This window comes from Actinoplanes sp. NPDC051405 (assembly GCF_055586185.1).
The window spans coordinates 249357-264697 of the sequence record NZ_JBVJIR010000010.1 but is presented as its reverse complement, the minus strand read 5'-3'; the positions used below and the strand labels follow the sequence as shown (position 1 = coordinate 264697).

The 15341-nt window shown below is 71.0% G+C and carries 12 protein-coding genes; 10 read left to right on the top strand and 2 right to left on the bottom strand.

The window, feature by feature from the left end:
- Positions 1-27 precede the first annotated feature (27 nt).
- The 9 genes from ACZ6S4_RS22860 to hpf all read left to right on the top strand — a co-directional run bounded on the left by ACZ6S4_RS22860 (position 28) and on the right by hpf (position 9808).
- The gene (locus ACZ6S4_RS22860; RefSeq protein ID WP_360555799.1) at positions 28-228 is read left to right on the top strand and encodes a DUF397 domain-containing protein; all 201 of its coding nucleotides are present in this window, start codon (positions 28-30) and stop codon (positions 226-228) included.
- A gap of 142 nt (positions 229-370) precedes the next feature.
- Positions 371-1228, top strand: coding sequence for an iron uptake transporter permease EfeU (gene efeU, locus ACZ6S4_RS22855; protein ID WP_465476856.1), 858 nt, complete (start codon positions 371-373; stop codon positions 1226-1228).
- A 14-nt stretch (positions 1229-1242) separates the two neighbouring features.
- Entirely contained in the window at positions 1243-2385 is a 1143-nt protein-coding gene (gene efeO / locus ACZ6S4_RS22850) for an iron uptake system protein EfeO (protein ID WP_465476855.1), read from the top strand.
- A gap of 12 nt (positions 2386-2397) precedes the next feature.
- Positions 2398-3669, top strand: coding sequence for an iron uptake transporter deferrochelatase/peroxidase subunit (gene efeB, locus ACZ6S4_RS22845; protein ID WP_465476854.1), 1272 nt, complete (start codon positions 2398-2400; stop codon positions 3667-3669).
- A gap of 103 nt (positions 3670-3772) precedes the next feature.
- Entirely contained in the window at positions 3773-4462 is a 690-nt protein-coding gene (mtrA, locus tag ACZ6S4_RS22840; RefSeq protein ID WP_023358973.1) for an MtrAB system response regulator MtrA, read from the top strand.
- Positions 4463-4560: 98 nt separating this feature from the next.
- Positions 4561-6270 carry an MtrAB system histidine kinase MtrB gene (gene mtrB, locus ACZ6S4_RS22835; protein WP_465476853.1) on the top strand — a complete coding sequence of 570 codons (1710 nt, stop codon included), beginning with the start codon at positions 4561-4563 and terminating at the stop codon, positions 6268-6270.
- A complete protein-coding gene (locus tag ACZ6S4_RS22830; RefSeq protein ID WP_465476852.1) occupies positions 6267-8090 on the top strand; it encodes an LpqB family beta-propeller domain-containing protein in 1824 nt (607 codons plus the stop codon). Before mtrB ends, ACZ6S4_RS22830 begins: the two co-directional genes overlap by 4 nt.
- Positions 8091-8100: 10 nt before the next feature.
- Entirely contained in the window at positions 8101-8940 is an 840-nt protein-coding gene (locus ACZ6S4_RS22825) for a ComF family protein (RefSeq protein ID WP_465476851.1), read from the top strand.
- Positions 8941-9187: 247 nt separating this feature from the next.
- Positions 9188-9808, top strand: coding sequence for a ribosome hibernation-promoting factor, HPF/YfiA family (gene hpf / locus ACZ6S4_RS22820; protein ID WP_360555787.1), 621 nt, complete (start codon positions 9188-9190; stop codon positions 9806-9808).
- A 43-nt stretch (positions 9809-9851) separates the two neighbouring features.
- Here hpf and ACZ6S4_RS22815 read toward each other — a convergent pair whose 3' ends face one another.
- Both ACZ6S4_RS22815 and ACZ6S4_RS22810 read right to left on the bottom strand, forming a co-directional pair.
- The gene (locus ACZ6S4_RS22815) at positions 9852-10985 is read right to left on the bottom strand and encodes a GNAT family N-acetyltransferase (protein WP_465476850.1); all 1134 of its coding nucleotides are present in this window, start codon (positions 10983-10985) and stop codon (positions 9852-9854) included.
- Entirely contained in the window at positions 10982-12106 is a 1125-nt protein-coding gene (locus tag ACZ6S4_RS22810; RefSeq protein WP_465476849.1) for a GNAT family N-acetyltransferase, read from the bottom strand. The genes ACZ6S4_RS22815 and ACZ6S4_RS22810 overlap by 4 nt, the downstream gene beginning before the upstream one ends.
- A gap of 185 nt (positions 12107-12291) precedes the next feature.
- On the opposite strand from ACZ6S4_RS22810, the gene secA reads away from it, so the two are divergent.
- A complete protein-coding gene (secA, locus tag ACZ6S4_RS22805) occupies positions 12292-15183 on the top strand; it encodes a preprotein translocase subunit SecA (RefSeq protein ID WP_465476848.1) in 2892 nt (963 codons plus the stop codon).
- Positions 15184-15341 lie beyond the last annotated feature (158 nt).

Sequence of the window (15341 nt, the reverse complement as noted above, 5' to 3'; positions counted from 1 at the left end):
GAGGCGAGTATTCATCCGCGGAAGGGCATGACATTGCAGAACCAAGGCTTGACCTGGCGAAAGAGCACCCGTAGCGCCGCCGCCGGGCACTGTGTGGAGATCGCCTCGGCCGCCGCCGCGGTGTTCGTCCGGGACTCCAAGGACGTCGCCGGGCCGGTCCTGGAGTTCGGGGCCCGGGACTGGGCCGACTTCCTGGGCGGCGTCCGCGCGGGCCGCTTCGACCGCTGATCTCTGAGCAGGGCGGTTCTCCCCGGGGGAGGGCCGCCCTGACGTGTGACCGGCCTGATAGCGGCTCAGCTTGACGGATGTGGTTCGCCCGTGACTAAGGTATGCCGAGCCTTACTTAGGGATGCCTTAGCGACGGAGTGCCATGCTCGCCACCTACCTCATCGGCCTGCGTGAGGGGTTGGAAGCCACCCTGGTGGTCAGCATCCTCATCGCGTTCCTGGTGAAGTCCGACCGCAAGGACCGGCTCGTCCAGGTCTGGTCCGGCGTCGGGCTCGCCGTGGCACTGTCCGTCTTCTTCGGCTGGCTGCTCAGCTACACCTCGACCACCCTGCTGCAGAAGTACGAGCACCGCGAGCTGTTCGAGGCGATCACCTCGATCCTGGCCGTGGTCTTCGTGACCTGGATGATCTTCTGGATGCGCAAGGCCGCCCGCTCGATCGCCGGCGAGCTGCGCGGCAAGCTCCACGACGCGCTGGAGGTCGGCTCGATCGCGGTGGCCGTGATGGCGTTCCTCGCCGTCGTCCGCGAGGGCCTCGAGACCTCACTGATCTTCTACTCCGCCGTGCAGGGCGCCGCCGACAACAGCCGCCCGCTCTACGCGCTGCTCATCGGCATCGCGTCCGCGGTGGTCATCGGCTACCTGATGTACGCGACCGCGGTGCGGATCAACCTCTCGGTCTTCTTCACCTGGACGGGCGCCCTGCTCATCCTGGTCGCCGCCGGCATCGGAAAGTACGGCGTGCACGACTTCCAGGAGGCCAACGCCCTGCCCGGCCTCAACAACCTGGCGTACGACATCAGCGGCGTGCTCGACCCCTCGGCCTGGTACACCGCCCTGCTGACCGGCATGTTCAACATCACCCCGACCGCGTCGGTGCTCGAGACGATCGCCTGGGCCGCGTACGGCATCCCGGTACTCGTGCTCTTCCTCCGGCCGGCGCGCAAGAAGGCGCCGGTCGTCACCCCCGAACCCACCCCGGCCCCCGCGCCGCAGCAGTAGGAGAAGCCCCGCCCATGCGTACCACCCGAATCCTCGCGCTCGCCGCGGTCGGCGTCCTCGGCGGCGCCCTGGCCGCGTGCGGCGGCGACAAGGCCGACGACACCGCCGCCGGTGCCACGGGCGGGCCGATCACCGTCAAGGCGTCCGACACGGCCTGCGAGGTCGCCCGGAACCAGGCCGACGCCGGCACCAGCGTCTTCACCATCACCAACGGCGGCAACAAGGTCACCGAGTTCTACGTGTACGCCCCCGGCGACCGGGTCATGGGCGAGGTCGAGAACATCGCTCCCGGCCTCACCCGTGAGCTGCACGTGGAGCTGCCGGCCGGCTCGTACGAGACCGCCTGCAAGCCCGGCATGATCGGCAAGGGCATCCGGGCCGCGCTGACCGTCTCCGGCTCCTCGGCCCCGCTGACCGACGACGCCAAGCTCGCCGACGCGACCGCCAGCTACTCGCGGTACGTCCGGAGCCAGACCGCCGCGCTGCTGCCCAAGACCGAGGAGTTCGTGGCCGCGGTCAAGGCCGGCGAGGTCGACAAGGCCAGGGCGCTGTTCCCGGTGACCCGCACGTACTGGGAGCGCATCGAGCCGGTGGCGGAGATCTTCGGTGACCTCGACCCGAAGATCGACGGCCGCGAGGAGGTCGTCGAGGAGGGCATGGAGTTCACCGGCTTCCACCGCCTCGAGAAGGACCTGTGGGCGGCCAAGCCGGACGTCTCCAAGGACGGCCCGATCGCCGACCAGCTGCTGGCCGACGTGAAGGAGATCGTCGCCAAGGCCAACGCCGAGAAGCTCTCCCCGCTGCAGCTCGCCAACGGCGCCAAGGCCCTGCTGGACGAGGTCGCCACCGGCAAGATCACCGGCGAGGAGGACCGCTACTCGCACACCGACCTGTGGGACTTCAACGCCAACGTCGAGGGTTCCAAGGCCGCCATCGCGTCGTTGCGCCCGGTCCTTGAGGAGCGTGACCCCACGCTGGTCAAGACGCTTGACACCGAGTTCGCCAACGTGGACACGGCCCTGGCGAAGTACCGCGACGGCGACGGCTGGAAGCTGCACAACACCCTCAGCGAGGCCGACCTGAAGGGTCTCTCCGACGCGATCAACGCGCTCGCCGAGCCGATCAGCAAGGTTGCCGCGGTCGTCTCGAAGAAGTAGGGAGACCCCTCGATGTCGGACAGCATCGTTTCGCGCCGGCGGGCCATCGCGCTCGCCGGCGTCGGCGTGGCCGGGGTGGCCGGTGCCGCCGCCGTCGGTGGTGCGCTGGTCAAGGGCGCGTCCGCCGAAGAGCCGCACCCCGTCGAGGGCGCGGTCGCGTTCACCGGCGAGCACCAGGCCGGCATCGTCACCCCCGCCCAGGACCGGCTGCACTTCGTCGCGTTCGACGTCATCACCAAGGACCGCGACCGCCTGGTCAGCATGCTCAAGGAGTGGACCGCCGCGGCGGCCCGGATGACCGCCGGGCGCGACGCCGGCGAGATCGGGGCGGTCGGCGGCATCCCCGAGGCGCCGCCGGACGACACCGGCGAAGCGCTGGGACTGCCGCCCTCGGCCCTGACCATCACGGTCGGCTTCGGTCCCACGCTGTTCCGCGACGCCACCGGCAAGGACCGCTTCGGCATCGCCGCCAAGCGGCCCGAGGCGCTGGCCGACCTGCCGCACTTCCCGGGCGACCGGCTGGACGACAGCATCTCCGGCGGCGACCTGTGCGTGCAGGCGTGCGCCAACGACCCGCAGGTGGCCGTGCACGCGATCCGCAACCTGGCCCGGATCGGGATGGGCGTGGTCAGCGTGCGCTGGTCGCAGCTCGGCTTCGGGCGTACGTCGTCGACTTCCACGACGCAGGCGACCCCGCGCAACCTGTTCGGTTTCAAGGACGGCACGGCAAACCTGAAGCTCGAGGAGACCGAGCTGCTGCGCGACCACCTGTGGGTGCAGCCGGGCGACGGGCCCGACTGGATGACCGGTGGGTCGTACCTGGTGAGCCGCAAGATCCGGATGATCGTGGAGACCTGGGACCGCTCCTCGCTGGCCGAGCAGGAGATGATCGTCGGCCGGCGCAAGGGCTCCGGCGCGCCGCTGGGCAAGACCGGCGAGTTCGAGGAGCCCGATCTCGAGGCCCGCGGCGCCGACGGCGAGCCGGTGCTGGCCGTGAACTCGCACGTCCGGCTGGCCCACCCGAATTCGAACGGCGGCGCCCGGCTGCTGCGCCGCGGCTACAACTTCGTGGACGGCTCGGACGGCCTGGGCCGGCTCGACGCGGGACTTTTCTTCATCGCGTACCAGCGTGATCCCCGCAAGCAGTTCGTGCCGATCCAGCGCAACCTGTCGCGGACGGACGAGATGAACGAGTACCTCAAACCGGTCTCCCAGGCGCTGTTCGCCTGCCCGCCCGGCGTGACCGGACCGGCGGACTTCTGGGGCCGCGCGCTCTTCTCATAGCCTGGATTTTCGGGCGCCGGCGGGCCATGATCAGCAGCACCGCCGGAGCATGATCGCCGGGCGGTCACACGGGCCTGAAGGGGACAGTGCAATATTGGATCGCATGAGAGCCCGGGTACTCGTCGTCGATGACGACCCAGCGCTGGCCGAGATGCTCGGCATCGTCCTGCGCAGCGAAGGTTTCCTGCCCTCCTTCGTCGCCGACGGTGAGCGCGCACTGGCGGCGTTCCGGGAGAGCCGGCCCGACATCGTCCTGCTCGACCTGATGCTGCCCGGCATGAGCGGCATCGACGTGGCGCGGGCGATCCGCACCGAGTCCGGCATCCCGATCGTCATGCTGACCGCCAAGAGCGACACGGTCGACGTGGTGCTCGGCCTCGAGTCCGGCGCCGACGACTACGTGGTCAAGCCGTTCAAGCCCAAGGAACTGGTCGCGCGGATGCGCGCCCGGCTGCGCCGGGGCGAGGACGCCGCGCCCGAGATGCTCACCATCGGGCCGCCCGGTAACCAGATCACCATCGACGTGCCCGCGCACACCGTCTCCCGCGACGGCGAGGAGGTGAAGCTGACGCCGCTCGAGTTCGACCTGCTGGTCGCCCTCGCCCGCAAGCCGCGGCAGGTCTTCACCCGCGAGGTGCTGCTGGAGCAGGTCTGGGGTTACCGGCACGCGGCCGACACCCGGCTGGTCAACGTGCACGTCCAGCGGCTGCGCGCCAAGATCGAGCCGGACCCGGAGCGGCCGGAGATCATCCTTACGGTGCGCGGTGTCGGTTACAAGGCGGGCACCGGCTAGCAGGTAGGAGGGCCTTCAGCCCGGTCAAGGGCGGTGGTGGGGCGGTTGGACGGGGGGATAGCCTTGCCCCCGAGATGCATGCTCCCGCCTGGCTACCGATGCCCATCCGCCGCACCCTGAGGGTGGTGCGACGGCAATGGCGCATCGGCGTGCGCCACGGCCTCCGGCTGTCCGCACCCGCCCGCCGCGCCTGGCGCCGCTCGCTGCACCTGCGCGTGGTGACCCTGACCCTGGTGACCTCCAGCCTGCTGGTCGGCGGCTTCGGCTGGTTCATCGCCGACCGCAGCACCCAGATCCTGCTGGACCGGGCCGTGGACGAGGTCAAGGCGCAGATGCAGGGCAAGGTGGAGTACGCCTACCAGCAGCTGACCGTCCACAACCAGGTGCGCGACCAGGAGCTGCCGGCGACCATCAGCGCCACGGTGGACCGGCTCGCCGACGGCGACTCCGCCGAGAGCGGCGGCGCGATCGTCTCGCTGCGGGCCGACACCATCCCCGAGATCAAGCCGGACACCTCGGTCACGGTCGAGACCCAGCCGCTGATCACCCGCGACATGGTGCGCCTGGTGGCCGAGTCCGAGCAGGTGGCCCAGCAGATCCGCACCCTCGAGGTGGCCGGGATGCGGACCAAATACCTGGTGTACGGCTCCCCGGTGCCCACCCGGTTCGGTCACGTCGAGCTCTACTACCTCGTGCCGCTGACCACCGAGGACCGGGCGGCCAACCAGATCCGCACCACCGTGCTGGTCACCGGGCTGGCCCTGGTCATCCTGCTGGGGATCGTCGCCTGGCTGGTCACCCGGATGGTCGTCACGCCGGTGCGGGTCGCCGCCCGCACCGCCCAGCGGCTCTCGGCCGGCCTGCTCGACCAGCGCATGAAGGTCGACGGCGAGGACGACCTGGCCCTGCTGGCCGCCTCCTTCAACCAGATGGCGGCCAACCTCCAGCGTCAGATCGTCCGGCTGGAGGAGATGTCCCGGTTGCAGCGGCGTTTCACCTCCGACGTGTCGCACGAGCTGCGCACCCCGCTCACCACCGTCCGGATGGCGGCCGACCTGATCTTCTCCGAGCGCGAGGACTTCGACCCGGCCGTGGCCCGCAGCGCCGAGCTGCTGCAGGCGGAGCTGGACCGGTTCGAGAGCCTGCTCACCGACCTGCTGGAGATCAGCCGGTTCGACGCGGGCTTCGCCGCCCTCGACGCCGAGCACACCGACCTGGTGCCGATCGTCGAGCGGGTCGCGGAGCGCCTCGCCGGGCTGGCCGAGCGGGTCGGCGTCACCATCGAGCTGCGGCTGCCCGACACCCCGGTCATCGCCGAGGTCGACCCGCGCCGCATCGAGCGGGTGCTGCGCAACCTGGTCGGCAACGCCGTGGAGCACGGTGAGGGCCGGCCGGTGGAGGTCACGCTGGCCACCGACGAGGCGGCCGTGGCGGTCACCGTGCGGGACCACGGCGTCGGTCTCAAACCGGGGGAGGAGCGCCTGGTGTTCAACAGGTTCTGGCGGGCCGACCCGTCCCGGGCCCGGCAGACCGGCGGCACCGGTCTGGGCCTGTCCATCTCCGTCGAGGACGCGCGGCTGCACGGCGGCTGGCTGGAGGCCTGGGGCGAGCCCGGCGGCGGCGCGCAGTTCCGGCTCACCGTGCCGGTGCGCTCCGGCGATCGCCTGGTCGCCGCGCCGCTGCCGCTGATCCCGCGGGACCGCGCGGTCGACGCGGTGCCGCTCGCCATCGCGGCGGCGCCCACCGCCGACGCCGCCGACGGGATCACCGACGGGATCACTGACGGGGCCGCCGAGGTGGTCCGGTGACCCGGCGGCTGCGCACGGTCCTCGCTGCCCCGCTGGTGGGCGTGCTGCTGGCCGGCGGCTGCGGCATCCCGGACAGCACCGAGGTCCAGCGGGTCGGGCCGGGACCGTCGACCGGCGTCTCGACCGGTGAGGACGTCACCCCCACCCGGCACGACCGCCTCGCCAGCTCGGATCGCGCCACCTTCGTGCGCCACTACCTGGAGGCGGCGGCCGGCGACCCGAACACCGCGATGGAACGGGTCAAGCAGTTCCTCTCACCGACAGCCGCCTCGTCGTTCGAGCCGGCAGCCGAGGTCCGGGTCGTCCACCTCGTCGACGACCCGCTGGTCAACCCGGGCAGCGTCGACGTGCGGCTGCGCGCCCAGACCGTCGGTGTGCTCAACCACAACGGCATTCTCGACCCGTCCGCGGACGACTCCCCGCAGGAGTACACGTTCACCGTGTCGAGCACGTCCGGCCAGACCGGGCTGTTCGTCACCAAGGCGCCGCCCGTGCTGCTGATCTCCGACGACGCCCTGGACCGGTTCTACGAGCGGCGCAAGCTCTACTTCTGGAACCACGAGTACACCGGCCTGGTCCCCGACGAGCGGTACATGCCCCGTGACCTGCCGTCGGAGCAGCAGCCCAACGAGATCATCAAGTGGCTGATCGCCGGGCCGTCACCCTGGCTCGGCAACGCGGTGGAGATCCTGCCCGAAGGCACCGCCCTGGACGGCAACGTGCCCGCTCCGAGCGGCGGGAAGCTGCAGATCAACCTCAGTGGTCAGGCGGTGCGCCCGCCCGACGACCAGACCAAGCTGGACCGGCTGCGGCGCCAGCTCATGTGGTCGCTGCGGCGGTCCGGCCAGTGGGACACCCTCGAGCTCAAGGTCGGCAACCAGAACAGCATCGAGTACACCGGCACCGACTACTACACGAGCAACGCGGCCTACGGGCTGGAGACCACGCCGGAGCGTTTCCTCGTCTACAACGGCCAGGTGCGCCGGATGTCCGGCTCGCCGTACGCCTCGGATCCGGTGCCGCTGCTGCGCCCGGAGGACAACCGTTTCGTCCGGGCCGCCGCGCTGGCCGGCTCCGGCAGCCGCCGCTTCGCCGCCGTGGTGGTCAACTCCGGGGGTCGCGAGGAGCTGCGGGTGGGCGCCGGTGCCGCCGACGAGCAGGTCGCCCTCACCAAGATCAGCCTGCCCAAGGGCACGACCGGCCAGCCGGTCTGGGCGATCACCTCGACCGAGCCGGGAGCGCCGGCCATCGGCCTGGTCACGGTCGGCGGCAGGCTCTACAGCTTCACCTTCACCTCGGACAGCGCCTCGTTGACCAAGGTCGACGGGGCCGGCGACGGCATCACGGCAGTGGCGGTCGCGCCCGACGGCCGGCGCGTGGCGCTGGTCTCGCGGGGCCGGCTCTCCGTCGCGGCGTTGTCCACCGCCGGCGCCAGCGTCCGGATGCTGCCCGCGGAGCAGATCCTCACGGCGCCGTTGAAGCAGGTCAGCGCGGTCGACTGGAGCAGCGAGACCTGGCTGACGGTGGCCGGCGTCCGGGCCGACAAGAGCCGGGGGGCCATCTTCGAGATGACCATCGACGGCTCGTTCGTCTCCGAGCGGCTCGCCGACATCGGCACGGAGACCGTGAGCTACCTGACGGCGTACCCGGTGAGCCCGGTCGGCGGCACGGACAGCTCCGACACGATCGCGTACGTGGCCAACGGGGACGCCTTCGACGTGCTGTCCGACCCGGTCCGAATCACGGTGGCCGACCTGGCCGTCCCGGTGTCGAACCCGCCGTCCGGGGTCAAGCCCACCGGACCGTCCTTCCTGCGCTGAGCGGAGCGGCATGCCGACGGCACGGTGGTCCCGGCTGGGCGCGGACCTGGCCGACCTGGTGCTGCCCAGCGCCTGTGCCGGCTGCGGCGCCGAGCGGGTGCCGCTGCGCTTCGGGGTGTGCGCCGGCTGCGTGGCGTCCCTGGAGGCCCTGACGCCCTTTCCGACCGCTCCGGTGCCACCACCACCCGGGATGCCGTTCTGCACGGCTGTCGGGCCGTACGCGGGGCCGGTGCGGGGTGTGCTGCTGGCGTACAAGGAGAAGGGCCGGCACCGGCTCGCCCAGCCGCTGGGATCGCTGCTCGCCGTGGCGGTCGCCGAGGCCGCCCGGCGGGGCGGCGCCGGTCCGCGGACCCCGGTGCGCCTGATCCCTGTCCCGTCGACCGCGGCCGCCGCCCGGGAACGCCACGGTGACCACATGGCGCGGTTGGCCGCACACACCGTGCGGCGGCTGCGCGCGGCCGGCTGGGACGCTGACGTCGTCCAGCCGCTGCGGGCGCTCCCACGGGCCGACTCAGCGTCACTGGACGTAGCCGGTCGCGCTGCGGCGGCTGAGAATTCGCTGCGAATCAAGAGTGCCCGGATCCGGATTCCGCGACGCGGGCCGACGATGAGAGGCACGCTGATAGTGGTCGACGACATCGTCACGACCGGGGCCACGCTGGCCGCGGTGGCGGGTCGTCTGCGGGAGGCGGACATGCAGGTCACCGGGGCCGCGGTCGTGGCGGCCACCAGGCTGCGCGCCGGCCGGTCGCCGAACCGGGTCCGGGCGCCCACCGGGGCCCCGCCAGGGCCGAAAGTCACCGGGTCCGTTCCCCGAACGAGGGGTGACGGGCGGGCGTCGGCAGGTTAGCGTCTTGGTGACGAGGGTAAGCGGCCACGACTTACCCGCCACCGGAGCCAAGCCGACAGCCCGCCTCTTCAGGGGCCCGGCCCGCCGCACCGGAAAGGAGCGTCCTCGTAAGCCGATTCGGTGATTTGCGCGGGTTCGCTCCGTGATCCCGGGCCACACCGAAGCCGGCACACCGCGTCGCAGTACGGCGCCCCCGGCACCCCGTCGCAGGGCGCCCGCAAGATCGTAACGTTGGGGGAGGTCACGAGTGGACATTGTCGTCAAGGGCCGCAACGTAGAGGTTCCCGACCACTACCGGGAACATGTCGCAGACAAGCTGTCGAAGGTCGAACGCTACGACCAGAAGCTGATCAGGGTCGACGTGGAGCTCTTCCACGAACGCAATCCCCGGCAGTCGGACAACTGCCAGCGCGTCGAGATCACCGTGGTGACCAGGGGGCCGGTGATCCGCGCCGAAGCGTGTGCCAAGGACTTCTATGCCGCGCTGGACTGCTCATTCAACAAGCTCGACGGGCGCCTGCGCCGCGCCGCGGACCGTCGCCGCGTGCACCGGGGACGGCACGCGCCGGTATCCGTCGCCGAAGCCACCGCCAAGCTCCCGACCGATCTGCCGAGCCTGACGCCGCAGCCCGAGGAGTCGCCGGTCGCGACCGACCTCATGGAGCACGAGGACAACCAACCCTGGCGCATCGTGCGGGAGAAGGAACACCCCGCCGATCCGATGACCGTCGACGACGCTCTCTTCCAGATGGAGCTCGTCGGCCACGACTTCTATCTGTTCCATGACAAGGAGAGCGGCCGGCCCAGCGTCGTGTACCGGCGCCGAGGGTACGACTACGGCATTCTCAGCCTGGAAGCAACGGCCTGAGCTGAGGAGAAGCCCTCCGGCTGGCGTGCGGTGATCCCGCGCGTCAGCCGTCGAGGCGCACCACGTCCGCCAGCAGATCCTCCGCCAGCAGGGCGTACTGCACGTCATCGCTGCGCCGGCCGTCGCTGCCCGGCAACCGCGAGCGCAGGTACGCCTCCCGCTTGAAGCCCGCCTTCTCCAGCACCCGCTGCGAGGCCAGATTGGCCGGCAGGGCACCCGCGATCAGCCGGGCGACACCCGTCTCGGCGAACGCCCACAACGACACCAGCTGCGTCGCCCGGGTCGCGAAGCCGCGCCCCCGCCAGCCCCGCAGCATGCTGTAGCCGATCATCGCCTGCCCGGTGCGCGGCTCCTGGTAGTACAACCCGATCTCGCCCGCGTGCCGGCCGGTGGCGGCGTCGGTGATCACCATGTCCGCCCGTTCGCCGGCGAGCCAGTGCGCGGCTGCCCACGCGCACCGCCGGGTCACGTCCTCAGCCGTGGGCGCGATCGGCGGCACGGCGGTGGCCACGACCTCCGGCAGGTGGTGCAGCTCGGCGTAGAAATCGGCGTCGTCGCTGGTCAGCGGGCGTACCGTCACGACGCCGTCGGTCAGCTCGCCGCCCGGCAGGTCGGGCAGCAGCCGCTCGGCCGGTCCCGGCTGGTCACCGGCCAGCCGGGCGTAGGCCAGCAGATCGTCGCGGCCGCCGTCGCGGTTGGGCAGCACCCCGCGGCGTACGCCCTCCGGCCGGAAGCCGGCCGCCAGCGCGACCCGCTGGCTGGGCGCGTTCTCCCGGTGGGTGAGCAGCTCGATCCGGGCCATGCCGGTGTGGAACGCGTGCTCGGTCAGCGTGCGCACCGCCGCCACCGCCACGCCGCGGCCGCGGGCCCACGGGCCGACCCAGTAGCCCACCTCGCACTGCCCGCGGTGCGGCACCACCTTGTCCAGGCCGATTCCGCCGAGCAGCCGGTCGGTCAGCGGGTCGGCGATCGCCCAGAGCCCGCCGCCGTCGGCGAACATGCCCGGCGCCACGTCGCGGACGTACTCGCGGGCCTGGGCGTGGGTGAACGGCACCGGCAGCGGTGGCATGAAGCGCTGCAGCACCGGATCGGCGTAACCGGCCACGAGGTCGTCGACGTCGCGCGGCGCGAGACCGCGCAGCCGTACGCCGGGCCCCGACAGAGTCGCAACGATCATGGCAAGTCACCTTCCACCAGCGAGCCCACCCAGCAGTCCCGCCGTCCGCCGCCGGTCCGCAGGGCCTGCCGCAACAGACCTTCGACCGTGAAGCCTGCCTTCTCCGCCACCCGCCGCGATGCATCGTTGCCCACCTCGGCGCGCCACTCGATCCGGCTCAGCCCCAGGTCGGCGAAGCCCCAACGGCAGATCTCGCGCACCGCGGCGCCCGCGTAGCCGCGCCCGCGCGAGCGCGGCCCGACCGCGAAACCGACCTCGCCCACCGCCGGGTCGCCGGTCCGGATCCGCAGATCCACCGAGCCGGCGTACGCGTCCGCGGCGTCGGCGATGGCGAAGACCGCCTCGACACCCCGGGCCCACCGGCGCGGGACGTTGCGGTCCACGTGTGTACGGGCGTCATCCGCCGTGTAGGGCTGCGGCACCCCGAACCAGCGCGCGGTCTCCGGGTCCGAGCGGCACTCGACGATGCCCGGGATGTCGCGGCGTTCCGGCGGGCGCAGGGTGACCACCCCGGCGGGCAGCGTCGGATGGGCCCCGGCGAACGTGCGGGCTGTGCGGCGTACCGGATCGGGCACATCCGTGCCCGCGGCCGTGAGATCGCCGGGCAGCACGGCCCCCAGCCATTTGTCCGGGCTCTCCGGCCCGGCGCCGGGCTGCTCTCCGATCACCGTGAAGCCGAGCCGCAGCGCCGTCAGGCGGGAGGGATGGTTGCCGACCGTGGCCCGCCAGTCGACCCGGGTCAGGCCCAGCCCCGCGCCGAAGGCCCACTGCAACAGGGCGCGGGAGGCCCGCTCGGCGACCCGGCGCCCGCGCGCCCAGGGCGCCGTCCAGTAGCCGAGCGCGGCCGTGCCGGCGCCGCGGTCGATCGCGTTGAGCGTCACGCTGCCGGCCAGCTCCTCGCCGGCGAACACGCCCAGGTCCAGGGCGGTGCCCTCGGCGAGCCGGCGGCGAGCGAACTCGCCGACGAAGGCGGCGGCGTCCGAGATCCGGTAGGGCCACGGCAGGCCGGTGAGCCGGCGATGCAGTTCCGGATCCTGACACGCCCGGCAGACCGCCTCCGCGTCCCCGGCGTGCCAAGGGCGCAGGAGCAAGTCACCGGTACGGATCGCGACCGTTTCCACGCCGACATCGTGCCCCGACACGCCCTGGCCCGGCAAAAGGTTGCGGCGGCCGGTCCGGATGCGCTGTCAGCGAACTTGTCGCCCTGTTTCACCCTCTTTGCGAGGTTAACCGGAGGCTCGGGTCACGGTCGCCCAGACAAGACGCCTACGATGGTTCGGCAGACCGTCTAGGGGAGCGTTGACCCGTGTCGATTTTGGAAAAATTCCTGCGCGCCGGCGAAGGCCGCATGGTGCGACGGCTCAAGGCGATCGCAAACGCGGTCAACTCGATCGAGGACGACTACACCGACCTCACCGACGACGAGTTGCGTGAGTGCACCGAGCAGTTCAAGGAGCGGGTCGCCGACGGCGAGTCGCTGGACTCGCTGCTGGTGGAGGCGTTCGCGGTGGCCCGTGAAGGTGCCCGTCGGGTGCTGGGGCAGCGTGCCTTCGACGTCCAGCTCATGGGCGGCGCCGCGCTGCACTTCGGCAACATCCCGGAGATGAAGACCGGCGAGGGCAAGACGCTGACCGGCGTCTTCCCGGCGTACCTCAACGCGCTGAGCGGCGAGGGCGTGCACATCATCACGGTCAACGACTACCTCGCGCAGCGCGACGCCGGGTGGGTCGGCCGGGTGCACGTGTTCCTGGGCCTGACCGTCGGCGTGATCCTGCCCAACCGGCCGGCCGCCGAGCACCGGGCCGCCTACGAGTGCGACATCACGTACGGCACCAACAACGAGTTCGGCTTCGACTACCTGCGCGACAACATGGCGTGGTCGGCGGCCGAGCTGGTCCAGCGCGGCCACAACTTCGCCATCGTCGACGAGGTGGACTCGATCCTCATCGACGAGGCCCGCACCCCGCTGATCATCTCCGGCCCGGGCGAGCACTCCGCCCGCTGGTACGGCGAGTTCGCCGCCCTGGTGGCCCGCCTGCAGAAGGGCAAGGACGGCGAAGGCGACTACGAGGTCGACGAGGCCAAGCGCACCGTCGCGGTCACCGAGCGCGGCGTCGCCCGGGTCGAGGACCGCCTCGGCATCGACAACCTGTACGAGTCGGTGAACACCCCGCTGGTCGGCTACCTCAACAACGCGATCAAGGCCAAGGAGCTGTACCGCAAGGACAAGGACTACATCGTCGACGAGAACGGCGAGGTCCTGATCGTCGACGAGTTCACCGGTCGCATCCTGCACGGCCGCCGCTACAACGAGGGCATGCACCAGGCCATCGAGGCCAAGGAAGGCGTCGAGGTCAAGCAGGAGAACCAGACCCTGGCGACCATCACCCTGCAGAACTACTTCCGGCTCTACAACAAGCTCGGTGGGATGACCGGTACGGCGCAGACCGAGGCCGGCGAGTTCAACCAGGTCTACAAGGTCGGCGTCGTGTCCATCCCGACGCACCGCCCGATGATCCGCATCGACCACCCGGATGTCATCTACAAGACCGAGAAGGCCAAGTTCAACGCGGTCATCGAGGACATCGCCGAGCGGCACGCCACCGGCCAGCCCGTCCTGGTCGGCACGGTCTCGGTGGAGAATTCCGAGATCCTCTCGACGCTGCTGCGCAAGCGCGGCATCCCGCACAGCGTGCTGAACGCCAAGTTCCACGCGCAGGAAGCCACGATCATCGCGCAGGCCGGCCGCAAGGGCGGCGTCACGGTGGCCACCAACATGGCCGGTCGCGGCACCGACATCCTGCTCGGCGGCAACCCTGAGTTCCTCGCCGCGAGCGAGCTGCGCCAGCGCGGCCTGGACCCGGAAGAGTCCCCGGAGGAGTACGCCAAGGCCCTCGAAGAGGTCCTGCCGGTCTGGAAGGAAGCCTGCGAGGTCGAGGCGGCCGAGGTCATCGCGGCCGGCGGCCTGTACGTCCTGGGCACCGAGCGGCACGACTCCCGCCGCATCGACAACCAGCTCCGCGGCCGCTCCGGCCGCCAGGGCGACCCGGGCGAGTCCCGGTTCTACCTGTCGCTGCAGGACGACCTGATGAAGCGGTTCCGCGCCGGTGCGGTCGAGGCGGTCATGGACCGCTTCAACATCCCCGAGGACGTGCCCATCGAGTCGAAGATGGTCACCCGGCAGATCCGCAGCGCCCAGACCCAGATCGAGGGCCAGAACGCGGAGATCCGCAAGAACGTCCTGAAGTACGACGAGGTGCTGAACAAGCAGCGCATGGTCATCTACGCCGAGCGCAAGCGCGTGCTCGACGGCGAGGACATGCACGACCAGGCCCAGCACATGATCGACGACGTGATCGCCGACTACGTGCGCGCGGCCACCTCCGACGGCTACGCCGAGGACTGGGACCTCGACCAGCTCTGGGTCAGCCTCAAGCGCCTCTACCCGGTCAGCGTCACCATCGACGACCTGGTGGAGAACAGCGGCGGCGAGCGCAGCACCCTCGACCAGGAATACCTGATCGAAGAGCTGAAGAAGGACGCCCAGGCGGCGTACGCGGCCCGCGAGGAAGAGCTCGGCGAGGACGCGGTCCGCGAACTCGAGCGCCAGGTCCTGCTCGCGGTGATCGACCGCAAGTGGCGCGAGCACCTGTACGAGATGGACTACCTGCAGGAAGGCATCAGCCTGCGGGCGTACGCCCAGCGCGACCCGGTGGTCGAATACCAGCGCGAGGGCTTCGACATGTTCAACCAGATGATGGAGGGCATCAAGGAGGAGGCTGTCGGCTTCCTCTTCAACCTCGAGGTCCAGGTCGAGGAAGCCCCCACCGTCACGGTCGACCCGAGCCAGGCGGTCGCCCTGCCGGGCACCTCATCCGACGGCGAGGGCGACTCGCGGGTCGAGGTCCGGGCCAAGGGGCTGGGCGGCAACCGTCGCCCGCAGGCCCTGCAGTACACGGCGCCGACGATCGACGGTGAGGCCGGTGCTGGTGCGCCGCAGATCCAGCGCGAGCAGCAGGCTCCGGCTCTCGGGCTTGGGTCTCCCGTCGTTCCGGCTGGTCCGGCTCATGGGTCGGCCAACCGGCCCCGGAGCTCTGGGCAGGCTGAGGCCAGCAATGGGCCTTCTCGGAATGCTCCTTGCTACTGCGGGTCGGGCAAGAAGTACAAGCGGTGCCATGGGGCGCCTGGGGTTTCCTGATCCTTCTTCTTGAAATACGGCCTCGCAGGCTTTTGCTCTGCGGGGTCGTTTTTCTTTTTGTTTGTGGGTGGTGGGGGTTTGGGGGGGGGGGGGGGGGGGGGTTTTTTGTGGGGGGGGGGGGGGTGGGCAGGGGGGAGCGCCTCCTCTTCGCCCCGCGA

Coding starts and splice junctions, on each gene's coding strand:
- ACZ6S4_RS22815 (WP_465476850.1), bottom strand. CDS start 10,985: ATGATCGTTGCGACTCTGTCGGGGCCCGGCGTACGGCTGCGCGGTCTC.
- efeU (WP_465476856.1), top strand. CDS start 371: ATGCTCGCCACCTACCTCATCGGCCTGCGTGAGGGGTTGGAAGCCACC.
- ACZ6S4_RS22860 (WP_360555799.1), top strand. CDS start 28: ATGACATTGCAGAACCAAGGCTTGACCTGGCGAAAGAGCACCCGTAGC.
- efeB (WP_465476854.1), top strand. CDS start 2,398: ATGTCGGACAGCATCGTTTCGCGCCGGCGGGCCATCGCGCTCGCCGGC.
- efeO (WP_465476855.1), top strand. CDS start 1,243: ATGCGTACCACCCGAATCCTCGCGCTCGCCGCGGTCGGCGTCCTCGGC.
- mtrB (WP_465476853.1), top strand. CDS start 4,561: ATGCCCATCCGCCGCACCCTGAGGGTGGTGCGACGGCAATGGCGCATC.
- mtrA (WP_023358973.1), top strand. CDS start 3,773: ATGAGAGCCCGGGTACTCGTCGTCGATGACGACCCAGCGCTGGCCGAG.
- ACZ6S4_RS22825 (WP_465476851.1), top strand. CDS start 8,101: ATGCCGACGGCACGGTGGTCCCGGCTGGGCGCGGACCTGGCCGACCTG.